The sequence below is a fragment of the Chryseobacterium sp. JJR-5R genome, assembly GCF_034047335.1.
Classification (GTDB): Bacteria; Bacteroidota; Bacteroidia; order Flavobacteriales; family Weeksellaceae; genus Chryseobacterium.
In genome coordinates this window covers 4,120,324-4,139,352 of sequence record NZ_CP139137.1, presented here as the reverse complement: position 1 = coordinate 4,139,352, position 19,029 = coordinate 4,120,324, and the positions used below count along the sequence as shown (strand labels likewise).

Annotated in this window: 18 protein-coding genes; 8 read left to right on the top strand and 10 right to left on the bottom strand. The window is 39.0% G+C overall.

What is annotated here, in order from left to right:
• Positions 1–52 precede the first annotated feature (52 nt).
• On the bottom strand, positions 53–304 hold the full coding sequence (locus tag SD427_RS18285; RefSeq protein ID WP_320559215.1) for a hypothetical protein: 252 nt from the start codon (positions 302–304) through the stop codon (positions 53–55).
• Positions 305–467: 163 nt separating this feature from the next.
• A complete protein-coding gene (gene pepT / locus SD427_RS18280; protein WP_320559214.1) occupies positions 468–1,715 on the bottom strand; it encodes a peptidase T in 1,248 nt (415 codons plus the stop codon).
• Positions 1,716–2,064: 349 nt separating this feature from the next.
• On the opposite strand from pepT, the gene SD427_RS18275 reads away from it, so the two are divergent.
• Together SD427_RS18275 and SD427_RS18270 are read left to right on the top strand one after the other, a co-directional pair.
• The gene (locus tag SD427_RS18275) at positions 2,065–2,913 is read left to right on the top strand and encodes a hydroxymethylglutaryl-CoA lyase (RefSeq protein ID WP_320559213.1); all 849 of its coding nucleotides are present in this window, start codon (positions 2,065–2,067) and stop codon (positions 2,911–2,913) included.
• Positions 2,914–2,941: 28 nt separating this feature from the next.
• A complete protein-coding gene (locus SD427_RS18270) occupies positions 2,942–3,343 on the top strand; it encodes an OsmC family protein (RefSeq protein WP_320559212.1) in 402 nt (133 codons plus the stop codon).
• A 45-nt stretch (positions 3,344–3,388) separates the two neighbouring features.
• Here SD427_RS18270 and SD427_RS18265 read toward each other — a convergent pair whose 3' ends face one another.
• The 4 genes from SD427_RS18265 to SD427_RS18250 form a co-directional block, all read right to left on the bottom strand.
• Positions 3,389–3,715 (bottom strand): SUF system Fe-S cluster assembly protein, encoded by a 327-nt coding sequence (locus SD427_RS18265; RefSeq protein WP_320559211.1) that lies wholly within the window; start codon positions 3,713–3,715, stop codon positions 3,389–3,391.
• Positions 3,716–3,718: 3 nt separating this feature from the next.
• Positions 3,719–4,423, bottom strand: a complete 705-nt coding sequence (locus SD427_RS18260) for a 3'-5' exonuclease (protein ID WP_320559210.1) — start codon at positions 4,421–4,423, stop codon at positions 3,719–3,721.
• A gap of 62 nt (positions 4,424–4,485) precedes the next feature.
• A complete protein-coding gene (locus SD427_RS18255) occupies positions 4,486–4,833 on the bottom strand; it encodes a tRNA-binding protein (RefSeq protein ID WP_320559209.1) in 348 nt (115 codons plus the stop codon).
• Positions 4,834–5,013: 180 nt separating this feature from the next.
• Positions 5,014–5,940 carry a DUF3078 domain-containing protein gene (locus tag SD427_RS18250; protein ID WP_320559208.1) on the bottom strand — a complete coding sequence of 309 codons (927 nt, stop codon included), beginning with the start codon at positions 5,938–5,940 and terminating at the stop codon, positions 5,014–5,016.
• A 270-nt stretch (positions 5,941–6,210) separates the two neighbouring features.
• Between SD427_RS18250 and SD427_RS18245 the strand changes: the two genes are divergently transcribed.
• The 3 genes from SD427_RS18245 (at position 6,211) to gdhA (ending at position 9,674) form a co-directional block, all read left to right on the top strand.
• Entirely contained in the window at positions 6,211–6,981 is a 771-nt protein-coding gene (locus SD427_RS18245; protein WP_320559207.1) for a rhomboid family intramembrane serine protease, read from the top strand.
• 34 nt (positions 6,982–7,015) lie between these two features.
• On the top strand, positions 7,016–8,125 hold the full coding sequence (gene dprA, locus SD427_RS18240; RefSeq protein WP_320561063.1) for a DNA-processing protein DprA: 1,110 nt from the start codon (positions 7,016–7,018) through the stop codon (positions 8,123–8,125).
• Between the two features lie 190 nt (positions 8,126–8,315).
• Positions 8,316–9,674, top strand: coding sequence for an NADP-specific glutamate dehydrogenase (gdhA, locus tag SD427_RS18235; protein ID WP_056214137.1), 1,359 nt, complete (start codon positions 8,316–8,318; stop codon positions 9,672–9,674).
• Between the two features lie 189 nt (positions 9,675–9,863).
• On the opposite strand, the gene SD427_RS18230 is transcribed toward gdhA, so the two are convergent.
• The 4 genes from SD427_RS18230 to SD427_RS18215 form a co-directional block, all read right to left on the bottom strand.
• Positions 9,864–10,370 (bottom strand): hypothetical protein, encoded by a 507-nt coding sequence (locus SD427_RS18230; protein ID WP_320559206.1) that lies wholly within the window; start codon positions 10,368–10,370, stop codon positions 9,864–9,866.
• 171 nt (positions 10,371–10,541) lie between these two features.
• Positions 10,542–10,865: a hypothetical protein gene (locus tag SD427_RS18225; protein ID WP_320559205.1), complete on the bottom strand. Its 324-nt coding sequence runs from the start codon at positions 10,863–10,865 to the stop codon at positions 10,542–10,544.
• Between the two features lie 120 nt (positions 10,866–10,985).
• Positions 10,986–11,474, bottom strand: a complete 489-nt coding sequence (locus SD427_RS18220; RefSeq protein ID WP_320559204.1) for a YkgJ family cysteine cluster protein — start codon at positions 11,472–11,474, stop codon at positions 10,986–10,988.
• Positions 11,475–11,479: 5 nt separating this feature from the next.
• Positions 11,480–12,445: an ion channel gene (locus SD427_RS18215; RefSeq protein WP_320559203.1), complete on the bottom strand. Its 966-nt coding sequence runs from the start codon at positions 12,443–12,445 to the stop codon at positions 11,480–11,482.
• 355 nt (positions 12,446–12,800) lie between these two features.
• Between SD427_RS18215 and SD427_RS18210 the strand changes: the two genes are divergently transcribed.
• From SD427_RS18210 to SD427_RS18200, 3 genes are all read left to right on the top strand, one after another.
• Positions 12,801–13,406 (top strand): recombinase family protein, encoded by a 606-nt coding sequence (locus SD427_RS18210; protein WP_320559202.1) that lies wholly within the window; start codon positions 12,801–12,803, stop codon positions 13,404–13,406.
• A gap of 316 nt (positions 13,407–13,722) precedes the next feature.
• Complete coding sequence (locus tag SD427_RS18205; RefSeq protein WP_320559201.1) at positions 13,723–17,520, top strand: SEC-C domain-containing protein; 3,798 nt, start codon at positions 13,723–13,725, stop codon at positions 17,518–17,520.
• 675 nt (positions 17,521–18,195) lie between these two features.
• Entirely contained in the window at positions 18,196–18,969 is a 774-nt protein-coding gene (locus SD427_RS18200) for a Shedu immune nuclease family protein (protein WP_320559200.1), read from the top strand.
• Positions 18,970–19,029 lie beyond the last annotated feature (60 nt).

Here is a 19,029-nt window from a genome sequence, read left to right as displayed (position 1 = left end):
AGAAACAAAAACCCCCTGTCAGAAAATTTAATTGCTGACAGGGGTTTATTTTTTAATAAGGCTGGGGCTGGTCTGTACATCTGAGATCTCCGGGAGGGCAATTGCCGCCACCGCCACCGCCCGGGCCGCCTCCTGCCGCAACGCAGGAACCTGGATTTCCGTCATCATTCATTTCACATGCTTTTCCATAAGCACATTCACAATCTGTCCAGCAATAAGCAGAATCTCCGTTGCTGTGGCAGCTGTCTATTCCGCCGAGAATGGCAGATAAATCTTTCCTGAAAAGTTTTTTGATGTTTTTCATAAGTTAAAATTTTGTGATTTGTAATGTTGAATATAGTAAAATTATCAATATAACAGCTTTATTGTAACGAATAATTTAACTATTGATTGATATTAATGAAAAAGCCCAGTAAATACCGGGCTTTTCTATATGATGCGTTGCTTTTATGACGAATGATTGATCATTATTTTTTAACAATATTAATGATCACCGCAACGGCTTTTTCCATGCTTTCCAGCGCCACATATTCGTAGGGCCCGTGGAAATTCATTCCGCCGGCAAAAATATTCGGGCAGGGAAGTCCCATATAGGATAACTGTGCACCGTCTGTTCCTCCTCTGATCGCTTTAATTTTAGGCTCGATTCCTGCTTCTTTCATCGCTTCTGCAGCAATATCAATGATATGCATCTTTCCTTCAAACTGCTGCTTCATGTTTCGGTACTGTTCTTTAATCTCAACTTCAGCCGTTCCTTCGCCGTGTTTCTGATTAAACTCTGCTACTTTTTCTTCCATGAATTTTTTTCTTGCTTCAAATTTATCAGCATCGTGGTCACGGATGATGTACTGAAGCTTAGCCTCGGAAATATCAGCATTCAGGTCCATTAAATGATAAAATCCGTCAAAGCCTTTCGTGGTGGCCGGAGTTTCGTCAGCCGGAAGCATCCGGGCAAATTCAGAAGCCAATAAAGCTGCATTTACCATTTTTCCGTAAGCATAACCCGGGTGAACACTCAGACCGTGGATTTTCACCACAGCTCCTGCCGCGTTGAAGTTTTCATATTCCAGTTCTCCCACTTCACTTCCGTCCATGGTATAGGCAAATTCTGCCCCGAATTTAGCAACATCGAATTTGTGCGCGCCTCTTCCGATTTCTTCATCAGGCGTAAAGCCCACGGCAATTCTTCCGTGTTTGATTTCAGGATGGGCAATCAGGTATTCTGCAGCGGTTACAATCTCTGCACAGCCGGCTTTATCATCAGCTCCGAGAAGCGTGTTTCCGTCTGTCGTAATTAAGGTCTGACCGGTATATTGTTTTAAACTTTCAAATTTTGAAGGTGATAAAGTAAATCCTGTGGCCTGATTCAGGAGCAGGTCATTCCCGTCATAGTTTTCCCATACCTTAGGCTTTACATTTTCCCCGCTGAAATCCGGAGAAGTATCGTAATGCGAAATAAATCCAATCGTGGGCCGGTCATTATTTTCAAGGTTTGAAGGGACGTAGCCCATGATATAACCGTTATCATCAATGGAGACGTCTTCCAGGCCGATGGTTCTTAATTCTTCAACCATATATTTGGCGATGTCCCACTGCCTTTCCGTAGAAGGAGTTGTTTCACTTTCTGCATCGCTGGTCGAATATATTTTTACATAGGTAAGAAAACGGTTCAGCAGTTTTTCTTTCCACAATGGGTTAAATTCTATTGCGCTCATTATTTATTCTTATAAATTTTATGCAAATATACAATGTAATTCGTTCATAGCGCCGGGATTGCCGAAGCGTGTTTTTATTTTTTATTATATTCCAAGTATCTGGAAAATGACCCGTAACGGATTTATCAGACTTCAATGCCGGGCTGTCAGTTCTATTTTTATTATTTAATATTATTTCACACCCTGCCTGTATTTTGTTATTCGGAACAAAGTATCGGGCATCTTATATCCGGTATTGAATTTTTAAATCAAGATATAAAAGATTGAGAATCAAAATAATGTTACCTTTGCTTAGTACGTAAACTAAATTGTTTAGTTTTATTATATTTGAAAAAATCAAAAAGTAAAAATGTTTCTTACTGAATGTCCGCGAGATGCCATGCAGGGCTGGGGAGAATTTATCCCTACCGATCAAAAAATAGACTACATCAATTCTTTAATGGATGTCGGTTTTGATGTCCTGGATTGCCTGAGCTTCGTATCTCCCAAAGCAATTCCCCAGATGGCTGATTCTGCTGAAGTAGCCGAAAATATAGATAAATCACGTTCCAATACAAAAGTTTCTGCCATTGTAGCCAATTACAGAGGAGCGGAGAAAGCGCTGAAGCACCAGTCGGTGGATATGATCGGCTTTCCGTTCTCCATTTCCGAAACGTTTCAGCATAGGAATACCAATAAAAGCCAGGAGGAAGCTTTTGGGGAGACGGTAAAAATGCTGGAACTCGTGAAACGGGAAGGGCGGCAGCTGAATATCTACTTTTCAATGGCATTCGGGAACCCGTACGGTGAAATGTGGAAATGGGAAGATGTGGATTTCTGGGCGCAACGGTTTTCAGAAATAGGCGTTAAAGATATTTTACTGTCTGATACCACGGGTGTTGCCACACCGGAAAGCATTGCTCTTCTGTTTGAGAAAATACCTTCAAAATATCCTGATATTAACTTCGGCGGGCATTTCCATAACCGCTATGAAGATTCTTATTCCAAACTAAAGGCAGCGTATGACCAGGGCTGTACAAGGTTTGACAGTGCGATCAAAGGTATCGGAGGCTGCCCGATGGCAAAAGATGACCTGGTTGGAAATATGCCTACGGAACAGGTGATTAATTTTATGAGTGTAGAAAAAGCGGAACACAAATTGAATCTGTTACACTTTGAAAGTTCTTACAATAAAGCAAAAGATATCTTTCATTTTTAAAGACAGGCCCTTTTAAAATTTAAATAGTATGACATCAAAAATAACATACCTAGGCGGACTAAGATGTTCGGCAGAACATTTACAGTCCGGAACAGTCATTGAGAGTGACGCGCCAACAGACAATCACGGGAAAGGAGAGAAGTTCTCACCTACGGATTTATGTGCAGCCTCGCTGGCAGAATGTGCACTGACTACGGTTGCCATTCTGGGCAAAGACAGAAATATAGATATCGACGGGGCGTACTGCACGCTGCAGAAAATTATGAAAACTGAGCCGAGAAGGATTGGTGAGATTGTTTGTAATTTTACGTTTCCGGGTTCGTTTTCAGATGCAGAAAAGGCGTTTATCGAAGAGACTGTTCATAACTGCCCGGTTTCAAGAAGCCTTCATCCGGATTTGGTACAGACCATGATTTTTATTTATCAATAGAAAAACCGCAGAGATTTCTGCGGTTTTTTATTTTTACGTCTGAATTTAAAGCATTCCCAATTCAAACTTCGCTTCTTCGCTCATCATGTCTTTGTTCCAGGTTGGTTCGAAAGTAAGTTCCAAATCTACTTCTTTCACATTTTCTACTTCTTTCACTTTGTCCTTTACCTCCTGCGGAAGACTCTCTGCAACGGGACAGTTAGGACTCGTTAAGGTCATTATGATTTTAACATCCGCATCGTCGGAGATCTGAACATCATAAACCAGTCCCAGTTCGTAAATATCTACCGGAATTTCAGGGTCGTACACGGTTTTCATGACCTTGATGATTTCTTCACCAATGTCGGCAATCTGATCGTCTGTAAATTTCATTTTTTAATCTAAATTGATATACCTTTTCAACAAATCTTCCTGACGCATGCGCCGGAAAATGTTTGCCAAAGTTAACACATCTTTTTCACAATAGTCAACAATTCGCTGCAAGTCTTTCTCTATGTAGTAAATTGATGAAACCATTGATCCGTCAATGTCATCCTTGGGAGTGGGAATCCCGAAAAGATGGGCCAGCAGTTCAAGGGATACAAAGCTTTTATAATCCCCGAATTTCCACAGTTCCATGGTATCAAGATGGGGGATTTCCCAGGGCTTTTTGCCAAACATCTGAAACGGTACGGGAGGCATTGTGCCGTTAATTAAAAACCGCCTGGCAATCCAAGGGAAATCAAACTCTTTTCCATTATGAGCACAGAGGATCACATCCCGGAGCCGCGGACTGTTAAAAATCTCACCGAATTCCAAAAGCAGTTTCTTCTCATCATCATCGGCAAAACTTTTTATTTTTAACGTGTCATTTTTTTCAATCATTCCGATCGTAATGCAGATGATCTTTCCGAACTCAGCCATGATACCGGCTTTTTCCGTATAAAATTCCTCTGCCGTGCTCTCATCTTTTCTCTGGAACCTGGTTTTTTTTTCCCAGAGCATCTGCTCTGTTTCTGATAAATGTTCCCAGGACCCAAAGCCCGGAACGGTTTCGATATCAAGGAATAAGATTCTTTCTAAGGGAATATTCTGTATCATTGGTTTTATTTTTTTGATGAATTGAGCTGAAAAATGGTGAGTAGCTTCAAGTGAGACTGGAACTAACCGACCGGCATTCCGTTCTTTGCAGGGAGAGAGGGCATCAGGAGCGTAACCTCTGCTTTATCTTCGCCATAAACTCCCAGCACCAGGCATTCACTGAAAAAGTTAGCGATCTGTTTCCTGGGAAAATTGACAACAGCCAGGATCTGCTTTCCGATCAGGTCTTCTTTGCTGTACAGTGAAGTAATCTGGGCAGAAGATTTTTTAATACCCAGGCCTCCGAAGTCTATTTCCAGCTGATAAGACGGGTTTCTGGCTTTTTCAAAATCTTTTACAGCAACAACAGTTCCGCACCTGATGTCTATCTTTTCAAAATCTGCCCATGAGATTTCTGGTTTTATAATCATGATATTAATTAGATGTTTGATTTTATATTGATCCTGATCCTGATATTACAGGCACCTGTTCCTGTTACAGGCAAATGTATTAAAATAATGAAATTTACAGTAATTTTCATACCGAAAATTCCGTACAGGTGATAAAGAAGCCTGGCATATTAAATATTTTCAGAATTCTTATGCGGTCCGCTATTTTTTAATCCACCACTGGCTGTCTTTCCTGTCAGACCTTTTTACGCCGTTATCCAGCAGATAGGAAAACCCGACCCCGAGCGTCTGTTTCAGCTGCGTCCTTTTAATCTGGTTATGGTCATACATAAGGTCAACCGTAATGTTGGAAGAGATAAATTTATTCACTTTCAGGTTTAAGATCATGCCGTATGACAGAACCAGCCTTTCGGGATGGTTCAGGTAGTTGGAGAAAACGGAAGCCGTATTGGTAACATGGATGTTTTCCATCAGCTTGAATTTGTACAGAGCCGTTCCTAAAAAACCGAACTGCAGCAGAGAATTATCGCCGTCAGCTTTTAAGCCGTACGTTCCCGCGGTCTGCAGCTCTTTGTCTAAAACCAGAGTCCATCTCGCGTTGCTGGGGCGCAGGGTCACATTTACATTGTCACTGGGCCTGTAAGTGATCCCCATCCCGAGATTCAGATAGCCGGGGGCCATAAAATTGGAGATTTTCTTCGCTGCAGGATTGTTGCCGTCTTCATATCCCACTGTAAACTGAGACTGGACGCCTGCCCCTACGGAAAGATACCAGCTGTCTGAAACCTTTCTGCCGTAATTGGTGGAAACATTGATGACATCCTGGGTTTTCCTGATCCCCAGCCCTTTAGTGTCATTCTGCCCGTAATTTAATAGAATAAGATTTTCCCACAGGTCCTTGCCTTTTTCATAGGTAATGTTATAATCAACCCCCAAGAGCCAGCCCACGTTATTTGCGCCTCCGCCAACCCAGTTTGAAAAGGCCGCCTGGTTGATCATTAAAGACTGTTTTCCTAGAACCGACCAGCTTTTTATCGTGTCGGTAACGATGGAATCTTTTTTTATTTCTTCCTGTGCGCTGGCAAAAAAGCCTGAAGAAAATGTAAGCAGTAATAAAAACTTATTCATTATTAATGATTTCATTTCACAAAAATTCTGTACAAAAGTATAAATATAAATTTGATCGTTTAGGGCTCAGCGGTTCAGTATTTTGCAGAGCAGAACATTATTCTCTGTTAAATTCGGTTGTTTTTGAAGATTTTAATGACAAAACAATATAGGAAAAGCATAGAGAAGTAAAAATCATTACTTTTTGGCTGAAACAGTTTTGAAACAAAATAATTCATCGACAAATTTTCCGAAATTGATCATTGGCTTTTCATTTGACGTAGAAACGGTATGTTAAAAAACAATGTAATTTCCAAAAAGGCGATTGTCAATCCTTTGCTGATGCTTATGGTCATGTGGTCAGGTTATTTCCTGCAGCTGCACGGCTTTTTTGGAAGTTGCTTCGGAGCCATTATCCCGCTCCTGCCGGAAGGCCTGCTCGGGATCGTTACGGCTCCGCTCCTGCACGGGAATATAGACCATATTGTAGGGAATTCTATTCCTATCGCGGCACTGATGTTCCTGCTGTATCAGTTTTATCCTCTGGTGGCAAATAAGGTTTTCATTATAGGATGGGTGGCCACAGGATTGCTGGTCTGGCTCTTGCCCCCGATTGATATCATGACGGGAAATTACCTTTATACCTGTACCATCGGTGCGAGCGGCGTAGTGTATGTACTGGCTTTTTTCCTGTTTTTCAGCGGTATTTTCAAATGGAATATGACGCTGCTGACCATTTCCCTGTTGGTCGTTCTGTATTACGGAAGCCTGATTTGGGGAATGCTGCCGGAGGAACTGTTCAGCAATCTTGAAGAGCCCAGCAAGATTTCCTGGCAGGCACACCTTGCCGGCGCCGTGGTAGGCGTTACCCTTGCCTTTATGTTTAGAAGGATAGGGGATAAAAAGAAGAGATACATCTGGGAATTCCCGAATTATTACAGTGAAAAAGATGATAAGCTGTGGCAGGAATACAAAGAAAATCATCCTGATGACTTCCTTGAGATGCCTTATAAGAAAAAAGACGATATCTGGGACCGCCTGGATGAATTAAGGGGAAAATAAAAGAGAATTTCCTACATTTGTGAAAACAGCACAAATGTACTCTGAAGAACATCTTTATGCCATTGCTTTACGCCAATGTGCCTTTATCGGTGATATTAATTTTTACAAACTTGTCCGTACTTTCGGGGGCGCCAAACCTGCCTGGGAACTAACACCGAAAGAATATAAAAAACTTGACGGTTTCGGCAAAAAGCTTATTGCGGATATCGGAAATCCTGAACACCTGAAGTTTGCTGAAGAAGAACTCAGGTTCTGCGAACAGAACGGTATAAAAATTAATCTCAGGCACCTGAACGGGCTTCCGCAGCTTTTAAACGAATGCGATGATGCCCCGGTTATTCTTTACCAGAAAGGAAATTTTGATGACCGTAAAGAAAAAGTAAGTATTGTCGGGACCCGGAATATGACCTCCTACGGAAGCCGCTTCATTCAGGATTTTTTTGAAGAAACACAATCCTGCCGTTACATTTCAGTGAGCGGCCTGGCTTTAGGAGTTGACAAGGAAGTCCACGAACAGTCTATCCTGCGGAATATTCCTACTGTAGCAGTGCTGGCTCACGGCTTTCACCTGTTGTATCCGGCTAAAAACAGGAAGCTGTCTGAAAAGATCCTGCAGGAAGGCGGAGCTTTACTGACGGAGTTCAATTCGTCTCGGAAGCCGGACCGGGAAAACTTCATTCAGAGAAACAGGGTGGTTGCCGGGATTTCACCGGCTACCATTGTGGTGGAAACCGCTTTCGGGGGCGGATCAATCAGTACCGCCACATTCGCCAACCAATATAACCGGGAAGTTTTTGCACTCCCGGGAAAAATTACAGACAGGCAGAGCCAGGGATGCAACCATCTGATTTATCAGAATAAGGCGGCAGCAATTTCCACAGTTAAAGATCTTGTAGACAACCTGAGACTTAATAAAGCGGAGGCGAAAACCGGAGACCTGTTTACCAGAAGTGAAGTGGCAGTCCGGTTAACTGAAAGCCAGGAATTAATATTATCTGTAATTTCAGACCATCCGAAGATTTCCCTGGATGATATGATTGAGAAAATCAGTCTCTCTTCCCATAAAATTTTACCGGTAATTTTAGAATTGGAACTTTTGGGGAAAGTAAAATCACTTTCAGGGAGGCAATTTATAGTCCTGTGACAATTAATGATTTCTTAATATTGCATTATTTTACATATAACATTTAATTTTTAATAATATAAATGAGTAAATTATTGATTTAATAATATTAAGTGTTTATTTTATTAAACTTTCAACAATCATTAATTAAGGTGTTGTGAATCTTGAAAAAAAAATTAAATTTGTTGACAATAATATTCAACCCTAATATATGGAACAATATAATATTGACCAGAAAATCCAAGAATTTATAGCAAAAATTGAGGCGAAAAACCCTAATGAGCCCGAGTTTTTACAAGCCGTAAAAGAAGTTGCTGTTACCGTAATTCCATTTATTATGACCAAAAAGGAATACACGGGAATGAAACTTCTTGAAAGAATGGCGGAAGCTGAAAGAATTATCATCTTCAGAGTTCCATGGGTTGATGATAAAGGCGAGATCCAGGTAAACAGAGGCTTCAGAATTCAGATGAACTCTGCCATCGGGCCTTATAAAGGAGGAATCCGTTTCCATCCTACCGTGAACCTTTCGGTACTGAAGTTCCTGGCTTTTGAACAGGTATTTAAAAATTCCTTGACCACACTTCCGATGGGAGGTGGAAAAGGAGGTTCAGACTTTGATCCGCAGGGGAAATCCGATATGGAAGTAATGCGTTTCTGCCAGGCTTTTATGACAGAACTGTGCAAGCACATCGGTCCTGAAACCGACGTTCCTGCGGGAGACATCGGTGTGGGAGCAAGAGAAATCGGATATTTATTCGGCCAGTACAAGAAGATCAGAAATGAATTTACAGGCGTTCTTACCGGGAAAGGTCTTGCTTATGGAGGCTCACTTATCCGTCCTGAAGCTACAGGGTACGGAGTGGTATATTTCGCCGAGCAGATGCTTAAAACCATCGGGCAGACTTTTAAAGATAAAACCGTAACGGTATCAGGTTTCGGAAACGTGGCCTGGGGGGTTATCAAGAAGATATCTGAACTTGGAGGAAAAGTAGTAACGATTTCCGGACCTGACGGCTATATTTATGATAAAGACGGCATCGATGGAGAAAAGATCGATTATTTACTGGAGCTGAGATCTTCAGGAAACAACAGAGCAGAAGATTATGCTAAAAAATATCCTTCTGCAGTATTTTATGCAGGAAAACGCCCTTGGGAAGTAAAATGTGATGTGGCCATCCCTTCTGCTACCCAGAATGAGCTGGATCTTGAAGATGCTAAATTACTGGTAGAAAACGGATGCCTTTGTGTAACGGAAGCTGCCAATATGCCTTCGACATTAGATGCCATCAATTATTTCCTGGATAACAAAGTATTATTCTCTCCGGGGAAAGCTTCCAATGCGGGTGGTGTTGCCACTTCAGGGCTGGAAATGACGCAAAATTCCATCCGTCTGAACTGGACTTCCGAAGAAGTGGATGCAAGGCTGAAAGAGATCATGATCGGGATTCACAAAGCGTGCAGGGACTACGGAAAAGAGGAGGATGGTTATGTAAACTATGTAAAGGGCGCCAATATCGCCGGATTCGTGAAAGTTGCAGAAGCTATGTTAGCTCAGGGAGTCGTATAAATACAAAATAAAGGTTGGGAAATCCCGGCCTTTTTTAATTATACCCTGTTCCCGGGAATATAAATGGGAAAAAAGTAAAAAGTGAAAGGAGAAAGCGTTGAATATCATTCAACGCTTTTTTTATCGGGAGTAAATTAGCTAGAAATAAAAAATCCTGAAATTAATTTCAGGACCGATATCATTTATATTCTATCTTGTTTTTTTCTTCGTTTTTCTGGCCTCTCTGTCCATAGAACGTGTAGTGTCATTTTTCGATTTGTTCCAGTCGCTGCTTTGGTTCATGGTCCCTGTTGTGGTGCCACTGGTCGTACCGCTATTCATTGTTCCCATATCTCCGCTGTTTAGCGTCCCGTTGTTCATTGTTCCGGCAGTACCGTTAATTCCAGTTCCGGTATTCAGTGTTGCGCTGTTCATCGTTCCTGTAGTGCCATTGGTTCTGATTCCGTTATTCAATGTTCCGCTGTTCATCGTACCTGCAGTACCATTAGTACCTGTAGTTCCGGTATTGGTGTTCAGGGTACTGTTACCATTAGTTCCGTTATTCAGATTACCGCTATTTAAGGTACCGTTGCTGTTTCCGATATGCTGATTTGAACTGTTGGTCGTTGAACCTGAAGCGTCGGTTCTTGTCGTCTGTGCAGAGGCTGTAATTATACCGCCTAAAACAAGAGCCGCTGTTAAAATTAAATTTTTCATAATACTGATATTTGGTGTTGTATTGTATTATATACAATTATCGTACAAAGTGGTATCAAAAAAATCTTTTTAATTTGATTTATAAGTTTTTAAGAGAATTTACATTATGGATTATTATAAAAAAGATCCTGAAACAAGGCATTTCAGGATCCATTCTCTGTATATTTATAATTACTTCGATTTCTTACTTTTGGATCTATTTTTTGAAGTTATATTTTTAGACTTAGCGGCGTATGTATTCTTATCTGCTGATGCAGTTACTGCGGCATCGTCCACAGCAGTAGTTATTTTGGAATTGTCTGCTACAGAAACTGCAGTAACTTCTCTTTCTGGAATTTCTTTTGCGGTAGTAACCCCGGAACTGGAATCAGCCTGTATTTTCTGATTCGTTTGCGCTGCTGTCTGGTTGTTTGTGCTTTGCGGTGTTGTGGTCTGGGCGGAGGCTGCACCTAACCCCAACAGGGTAAATGCTGCAGTTAAAATTAATTTTTTCATGATATTTTTAAATGATTGGTTGGTTTGTCTATAGGGAACGAAGGTATTTCGTTCAATCGTATAGTATATTTTCTCATTTAACGCAGGTTATTATTCTTTAAGACTAATTAACAGTACAGGTTATTTTTCCAAATTCTTCATCATCCGTTCTACAAATTCATATGCTGCAGGGCATATAACGGTATTTTTAATCATCAGGTCATTGATCTGGTAAATCTTTTTCCTGTCGGTATGCGGATATTCCCTGCATGCTTTCGGACGCACCTCATAAATTGAACAGGTATGGTCTTCATTTAAAAAAAAGCAGGGAAGGTTCTGTAAAACTTTGTCATGGTCTTCATCCGTCCTCAGGAATTTTGCCTCAAAATCAGCAGGTTTCATCCGGAGGTGCTTGGCAATCCTTTCAATATCTTTTTCCGTATACAGGGGCCCTGTGGTTTTGCAGCAGTTGGCGCACTGAAGGCAGTCTACCTTTTCAAAGACTTCATCATGTGTTTCCTGAACAACATAATCCAGGTTTTTGGGCGGCTTCTTTTTTAGCCCGTCCAGAAATTTTTTATGTTCTTTCTGCTTCTGTAAAGCCTGTTTTCTGTAAAGTTCTATATTCATTATCATTATTCTTGCTTCAATGCAGGAAGATCTGCTTTCTTATAGTGGCTGATTTTATCAAGATCCAAAACTGTGGAGAGATTCCGGCTGTCAGGATAATACATCGGGACAAATTTAGCGCCGTAGATGATCTCTCCTGAAATATAGGAAGACCTTTGGACTACGGTGTTTGAAAAAACTTCATCAAAAGCACGCACATGGATGATAATCTCAATATCCGTATTTCTGAAATCTTCTTCCTTAAACCCGTAAAACGGTGAATCTTCATCTATAACATGCACCACCGTCCAGTTAAGTGCCAGGCTGTTAATCTTGCTTAGCTGGGTTTTCAAGGTATAAAAATGACTTTTCGGAATGCCCTTTTCCATTACTTCTATGGCAGCAGAAACAATTACCTCGGCATCTGTCAATGCATTGTTCTTATAAGGGGCAAGCCTGAACATTAAAGCCGTTTGTTCCTTAAAGGGAGCCACCAGGGCAATATCAGAAAATTTGAGATAGGCCCTCGGCCTTGAAAATCTTCCGTAAAAAAGCCCTGTAGCAATAGCGAAGGTAAGCAGTCCCAGGAAGGCCTCGAAAGTGGCGACCATACTTGCCATAAATCCTACCGGAGCAATCCTGCCGTAACCCACGGTGGTAAAAGTCTGGGAACTGAAAAAAAATACATCGATAAACTCATTCATCGGATCGCTTTTGTCAATACCGGTCAGATGTTCCACACCGATGAGGTAATAAATCAGAGCAAAGAAAATATTAACAAGAATATAGGCAATAACCAGATAAGACAGAAACCTGAACGTTGACAGATCAAGCATGGTATGGTACCAGCTGAAACGGGTAAAAACATTAACCCCTTTCCGGTTTACGTTCGGGAGCCCGTTTTTATTGATGAACCGTCCCGGAGCATGCTCACCGAAACCGCTGTTTTCCGTATTTTTCTGGCTAATTTTTTCCCTGAATCCTTTTGCCATTGATCTCATTTATTTTACCGGTATTGTTGTAAGCTGATCAGAAACTATTTAATTTCCAGTATATCAACTTTACAAAATACTGACAGTTTTATTTCCGTATCTCTCTTTAAGTTTGTGCAAAGATAAAATATTGTTTTCATGAAATTTATCAAAAGTTTTTGATAAAGTCTGCGAAAATTGTAAATTAAATGCGAGCGCAAATCAAAATAATAGAATCTAACTATTAAGTGGTTTTATGAGATTTTTAAAGTGGTGGGATATGATCACTTTATTTTTTTTATATATTTTCTCAAAATGTCATATCACTAAACAAAGTTTCATAAATTTACAAGGTATGAGTTTAATGTAACAAATTATGAAAATAGGATATGCCCGGGTTTCAACCAAAGACCAAAACTTATATTTACAGATTGAAGCTCTTGAAAAAGCTGGCTGCGAAAAAATTTACCAGGAAAAAATTTCAGGTACGACAAAAAACCGTCCGGAACTCGATAAGATGATCGAACAGTTTCGTGAAGGTGATGAACTTTATGTCTGGAGACTGGATCGATTGGGAAGAAGCTTAAAAAATATTATCGATCTTGTTTTGAGTTTAAATGATAAAGGGATTATAATAAAAGGGATTGTTGATGGAGTAGATACTTCTACTATGAATGGCCGACTCTTCTTAAATCTGATGGCATCGCTAGCTGAATATGAGCGAGAGCTGATCCGTGAAAGAACTAATGCAGGTTTGCAATCTGCACGGGCGAGAGGAAGGTTAGGTGGAAGGCCGAAGGGGTATACTAAAGAAACAATTTCTAAACTTTTGCTTCTACGTAATATATATAAGGATATCACTAAACGTCCGGAAGAAATTTATAAACCATTTGGATTGACCAGGGCAACATTTTATAGGTATGCTAAAATTTTGGATAATCACAATGATGAAGAAATTAAGAAGATGGCAGTGAAAAAGTAATATTAAATATTAAATTCAGTATAAATACGGATTTCGTAAACATAAAATATTTCTTATTATTACATTTATAAATTGATCTATAGATGTGTAAGAATTTAATAATGAAATCTATTCGGATTTTCAAATAACAGGCATTTACATTTCAGACACTAATTAAGATCGGAAGTGCGGACGATGCGTTTGGCGATATTAGGAATAAAATCATGTTTCCTTTTTGCAAGAAAATTTTTTTAACAGAAATAAGCAGTTCTGAGCTTTGCAACATTGGATAGATATCTAAATCTCAAAAAGGATATGAACAAAAATTTACTTATTAATGAAATTAAGAAGAAATGATCCCTGTCCATGTGGTTCTGGATCGGTATACAAGCTTTGCTGCAGAAACAAACCAAAAGAGAAACGTGATAAACCAAAGTCAAATAGGCAGGAATATCAGATACCATTCATGTCTCAATTGGATCGAACGGATTTACTTAAAACATTTGCCGGCCTTTCGATTATACCGGAAAATCACGGTAAATATATTAGATTAGAAGAGTTGATGGTTTATACTTTGCTTCAAAACAATTCTGGGACGAAGCATTCAGAAAGCGTAACAATTAAAAAATTTGTTGACCGCAATTTTTCCAGCCACCATATGGAAGATGTTTGCGTAAACACCTTTACTGACCTTATTACCTTTTATGGGGGTGATTACATAACTTTTCCAGGAATAGCAGAAAACAGTCAGGAAAAATTAAAGAACCTTTTGTCAGCGGTCTTTTTAAATCATAAAAAAAATATACCGGACTGGGTGAAGGGAAATGTAAGGATGAGTTCATTACTGATGCTTGGAATTTCAGATCTCATTGCAAAAAGATTAAATTATAGTCGTTATGCGGAAGGTAAAAATACTCAAAGCCAATTATTTGTCCCGAATCAGGATAAGCTTGAAGAACTAAAAAAGGCGGTTACCATTACAAACGCTGAAATGGACGAACTTTTTAGAGAGAAGGGGATAGATCCTGAAGTATTAGAACTCTTTACCGTTGATCCTGAAAAGGAAATTGGAGAGCATAGTCTTGATCCATATTCAAATGCTATATTATACAAACCAATTCTTAAAACTCCAGAAGGTTATATTGTATTATCTCCATCAACGATTAGCCTGTCATTAACAGCATTTATCTGGACAATGGCAAAGGAAAATAATTGCATGACTGTGGTCAACGAAGCCTATCACTTTTTAACCTGGCACAATTTGCAATTGCAACTTAGGAATATGGGTTTCAATTACATTGAAGTTGGAGACCTTCAAAATGAAGAGGATAGAAAATTCGGTTTTTACCAGTTTGATACTGATAAAGTTGCGTATATCAGATATTTGGGTGATAATGGTCAAAATTATCAGGTAATGGGTGAAGGTGGAAACGGTTCATCTCCGTTTGGGAAAGATGATGATGGAAAGCAGGCCATTTCTGATTTTAAGAACCTTTCGGAATTTAAAGAGTATAAAGTTCTTTCCATAACATTGTTGTCCGTGATTGGCGAGGTCTTAATGTATTCAATAAGGAAAAATGGTGCTGACAGGGTACTGGCAATGCCTGTACAGGAGCTTAGTATAATAGCGGCGCTCGGAAAAGCTGATGCCATTGATCTTTGGAAATTTACAATGGCAAGAGATCGTTTGATGAGATCAGCAGCTTCTTTTTTTAGCATTTCATTTCTAGACCTTTTTATACTATATAAGGAGAATTCTGATTCGTTCTATTTGTCAGACGATACAGCGACATTTGTTCCTGTTGTTGAACCAGGTTATGCCCAGGAGTGGTTTCTTGAATCAAAAATAAAGAGCGACAAGCATTCGATGATGCAGAGTTTAGGAGCCAGGATGAAGTTTGTAGAGGTTCAAAAAAAAGACAGTTTCATGCCGGTATATTACAACATGCATGATGTTGCATCGGGTGTCCCAAAATTCGGTGTTGGTGGTTTTGAGCAACCAATATGGGTAATGCCTAACGGTATGCCTTCCGCAGCTTCAGCGGGCTTAAAAAGTATATACCTGCAAGTTTCAGAAGGTATTGCTTATTGGTTGTGGCAAATACAAGATGGGATAAAGAAAGCGTTATTCCAATTAGGCAATACGCCATTAGAAGTGATTTTTACTTTTGATAAAGTAGAAGAATTTGATGTTATCAGTAGAGACTATAGCAGGGTGGAAGATTTACCATCATTTTTTAAGGTAGACGTAGAAAAGGATAAGATCAGAATAGTTATTCCGGCTGAAATTCTTCCATTTTTATATGGCGTGGACAATGAGGGGGAAAGAGTATTGGTAAGACAGATGATCTCTGGATTTAATGAAGTACTTAAGCTGAATGGTTGCCACGAGATTACTCCAGAGGTAATCGATAATATTATGGAGTCAGATGTACCTTTGGGGATGAAAAAGAAATTTTACATATTAGATACAAGTGATAATTTTCTTATAGAACCCCGTAACTTAGGAAAACATAGATATATTCAGGATTATGATATCGGTAGAGTTTCGGATCAGATAACGACGCTTCTTGGGACAGATTGTCCAGCCATAGGGGAAATCAAAGAAAAATCAGACCGCGAGGAGCTTTCAAGAAAAATATCTAACGAGTGTTTAAAAGGGCATTTAAGGGACAGATTAAAAGAATTGGATAGTCTTGAACTTCTTAAAAGGCTATTGGGACTGAATGAAAGTCTGATTAAGAAAAGAGAAATGCTTAGGATACAAACGCCTACTAGGATTGCGTGTTTTGTAAGTATAGACCAACAGATAACTGATGTGTATGAGAATCTGGTTGATATTAACAGGACCACAATTGCGGTTCGGTGCCTTATAGAACATCTGGCAGCAGAGCAAGACACTGGAACAAAGGTACCTTCAATTACTGATATTGATGAACTTATTGGTATTATGGATCAGATTGTTTCATGGGGGTCTGTCCATGATTATATACTTTATGATCTATTTGATATAGAGATGGGAATATTGCCATCAGGAAGAATCGGGACAACAAAAAAAATGGTTTCAGACGTTTTTGACCCTTATTATAAGTCAAAAACGACAGAAAATGTAGAGGATGCAGTACAAGCGTTCAATCAGGTGTTTCCCAAGCATATCACTGAAGAAGGGGGAGATGTTCCGGAAAACCTGGACAATGCATTTATAGCCGATTACGGAGTCACGTTTACCAGAATATGCGTGTTTAGCGATTCATTAGCTGATATAGGGTTTGGACAGTCAGCTGCTTATGGCAGTTTACCATTGGATGAATTAAGAGAGGAAATTAATAAAGTTGCTGTAGATCAATTCTCCGATACAGAATTTGAAAGTGTAGTTTCGTACTTATCCTTAGTTAATAGGGGAGCAGTAGAAAATGTAGATGAAGATGCTGGTTACGATGCAGTTGACATTATGCCTTGTAGGTTTAATAGGATGCTGTCACTTTTAAGAAAACCTGTTGTTATTTTTGGTGATGGAGAAGATCCTAAAAGAATAGCTCTTTGGGGACCAAGGCAGGTTCTTGACAGCAAAAAATATCTTGCAGATCAATGTCTGTCTGATAGAATAAGAGTGCCAAAAGCCTGTAAAGAAATCAAAAAGGTTACTGGTGGCTTTGCAGATGCCAGAGGTAAAAAATTAGTACAGGCAATTGTAGATGCTATAGATCCGAGTGGTTTGGTGATTGATCAGGAAGTTCCTATTTCTCCCAAACGACAGCTTAAACATACTAAAGATTTAGGTGATGTTGATGTTCTGATTATAGATCAGGCTGCAAAAATGATATATAGCTTGGAAAGCAAATCTATGTCATCGAGCAGGAATATCAAGGAAATGGTAAGCGAGGTAAGTAAGCTTTTCGGTGGTTCAAAAAAAGGCTGGATTGATAAGCATCTTGAACGTCATAATTGGCTTGAAAATAATAAAGACCAGTTAGGTGCAAAATATGGAATTGACTTGTCTGATTTTGGGGTTAAATCTTATTTTGTGACTGATGAAGATATGCTGACGCCACATTTGAAGAAAATGACATTGCCTCTTCCATTTATAACAAGATACGATTTGGAGAAGCATGGCTATAATGCTATTAAAGTATAAATATTGATAATAAGTGATGATTTCAGACAAATTATTTAGGGGTGATGATGACCAGCAAAATATCAGGCAACTGAGATATAGTAGTTCACGACAACAATTTCATACCAACTTGATAAAGGGAGGGAGCGGCAAGGTAATTTTTACTGGACCGTTGCTATATTTAGTAATAGTGGTTGTTTGAATGCTCCGGAATATTTTGCCATTAATAGGGGGGCAATTTGAGCTGTTTAATACCTTAGAATATTGATAAATGGAGGGCATAGAATTCAGAAAGGTAGGAGCTAAGTTAATTTTGGTGTACCACTACTCAACTTATTTACAAAACGATTGGGTCAGGGAAGAACTCAAAGAGCATGGGAGTGTTACTTTGAAGCGTACTTTTGATTTTGAAAAAAGCATATAGTAAAAGTTAACTATGATAAATATGATTATTATGAATTTCCTCCAATAGGCTTTATATTAGGGATTAAAGTCGGTAAATTTTATAAGCTTGACAGAACAGTTTTAAGAACAGCCAATGATTTTTATATTCAACATGATATTGAAATAAAACTTAAGTTTTTTGTTGCTGAAAGTAAGATTTCTATTTTAAATACCATAGATCGATTAGTCAGTGAGGATGTATATATAGGTGATTATAATCGAGGTAGTATTCCTATCGCTGCGTATCTGAAGATGCTTGAGAGTTTTCCAACGAGTCATGAAAAAAAGTTGTATGCACAGGCTAGGGTTTCCTCTGTGATAAAAAGTTTTTTCGATTCTACGGTAGATGCAGAGCTAAAATTAGAAGTTTATTTGAATAAAAGAAGTTCCATTAAAGGGACAGATCTACACAATACGTTTCGAGTTTATGAATTACAAAAGTATGAGATGATCTATCAGAAGCTTTTCCAAATGCTTAAAATGGAAAAAAATTATAATGAAAACCAATGGCAAGATGAGATATTACAAATCATCCAATTATTGTATCCAAAATATATTTTTGCTACCAAAACTGTTTATTTAAAGATTGATAATAAAAAAAGGCGTTTTCTCGATTTTATGCTTGTTGACAGTAATGGTAATATAGATGTTATAGAAATAAAAAAGCCTTTTGAAAAATCGATAATGTCCTCCGTGGAATATAGGGGCAATTATCCTCCGCATAAAGACCTAACGGGAACAATAATGCAATTGGAAAAGTACCTCTTTCACCTTAATAGATATGGAGCCATAGGAGAAGAAAATCTAAGCAAAAAATACGGAACTAATCTTCCCGAAGGACTGAAAATTTCAATTGTAAACCCTAAAGGAATGGTTATTATGGGTAGAGATAACAATCTGACCCCTGATCAAAAGAGTGATTTTGAAGTCGTAAAGCGTAAATATAAGAGTGTGTTGGATATCATAACTTATGACGACCTGTTGCGTAGGTTACAATTTACGATACAAAAATTGCAAATGGATTAAAGCATTTCAATGGAATTTTATTGGATATTAAACATTATACCTAATTAATTTAGTCATAAA

What these genes read in the sequence shown, in the direction of transcription:
- SD427_RS18285 (WP_320559215.1), bottom strand. Translation starts at nt 304, where the DNA reads ATGAAAAACATCAAAAAACTTTTCAGGAAAGATTTATCTGCCATTCTC.
- pepT (WP_320559214.1), bottom strand. Translation starts at nt 1,715, where the DNA reads ATGAGCGCAATAGAATTTAACCCATTGTGGAAAGAAAAACTGCTGAAC.
- SD427_RS18275 (WP_320559213.1), top strand. Translation starts at nt 2,065, where the DNA reads ATGTTTCTTACTGAATGTCCGCGAGATGCCATGCAGGGCTGGGGAGAA.
- SD427_RS18270 (WP_320559212.1), top strand. Translation starts at nt 2,942, where the DNA reads ATGACATCAAAAATAACATACCTAGGCGGACTAAGATGTTCGGCAGAA.
- SD427_RS18265 (WP_320559211.1), bottom strand. Translation starts at nt 3,715, where the DNA reads ATGAAATTTACAGACGATCAGATTGCCGACATTGGTGAAGAAATCATC.
- SD427_RS18260 (WP_320559210.1), bottom strand. Translation starts at nt 4,423, where the DNA reads ATGATACAGAATATTCCCTTAGAAAGAATCTTATTCCTTGATATCGAA.
- SD427_RS18255 (WP_320559209.1), bottom strand. Translation starts at nt 4,833, where the DNA reads ATGATTATAAAACCAGAAATCTCATGGGCAGATTTTGAAAAGATAGAC.
- SD427_RS18250 (WP_320559208.1), bottom strand. Translation starts at nt 5,940, where the DNA reads ATGAATAAGTTTTTATTACTGCTTACATTTTCTTCAGGCTTTTTTGCC.
- SD427_RS18245 (WP_320559207.1), top strand. Translation starts at nt 6,211, where the DNA reads ATGTTAAAAAACAATGTAATTTCCAAAAAGGCGATTGTCAATCCTTTG.
- dprA (WP_320561063.1), top strand. Translation starts at nt 7,016, where the DNA reads ATGTACTCTGAAGAACATCTTTATGCCATTGCTTTACGCCAATGTGCC.
- gdhA (WP_056214137.1), top strand. Translation starts at nt 8,316, where the DNA reads ATGGAACAATATAATATTGACCAGAAAATCCAAGAATTTATAGCAAAA.
- SD427_RS18230 (WP_320559206.1), bottom strand. Translation starts at nt 10,370, where the DNA reads ATGAAAAATTTAATTTTAACAGCGGCTCTTGTTTTAGGCGGTATAATT.
- SD427_RS18225 (WP_320559205.1), bottom strand. Translation starts at nt 10,865, where the DNA reads ATGAAAAAATTAATTTTAACTGCAGCATTTACCCTGTTGGGGTTAGGT.
- SD427_RS18220 (WP_320559204.1), bottom strand. Translation starts at nt 11,474, where the DNA reads ATGAATATAGAACTTTACAGAAAACAGGCTTTACAGAAGCAGAAAGAA.
- SD427_RS18215 (WP_320559203.1), bottom strand. Translation starts at nt 12,445, where the DNA reads ATGGCAAAAGGATTCAGGGAAAAAATTAGCCAGAAAAATACGGAAAAC.
- SD427_RS18210 (WP_320559202.1), top strand. Translation starts at nt 12,801, where the DNA reads ATGAAAATAGGATATGCCCGGGTTTCAACCAAAGACCAAAACTTATAT.
- SD427_RS18205 (WP_320559201.1), top strand. Translation starts at nt 13,723, where the DNA reads ATGAAATTAAGAAGAAATGATCCCTGTCCATGTGGTTCTGGATCGGTA.
- SD427_RS18200 (WP_320559200.1), top strand. Translation starts at nt 18,196, where the DNA reads ATGCTTGAGAGTTTTCCAACGAGTCATGAAAAAAAGTTGTATGCACAG.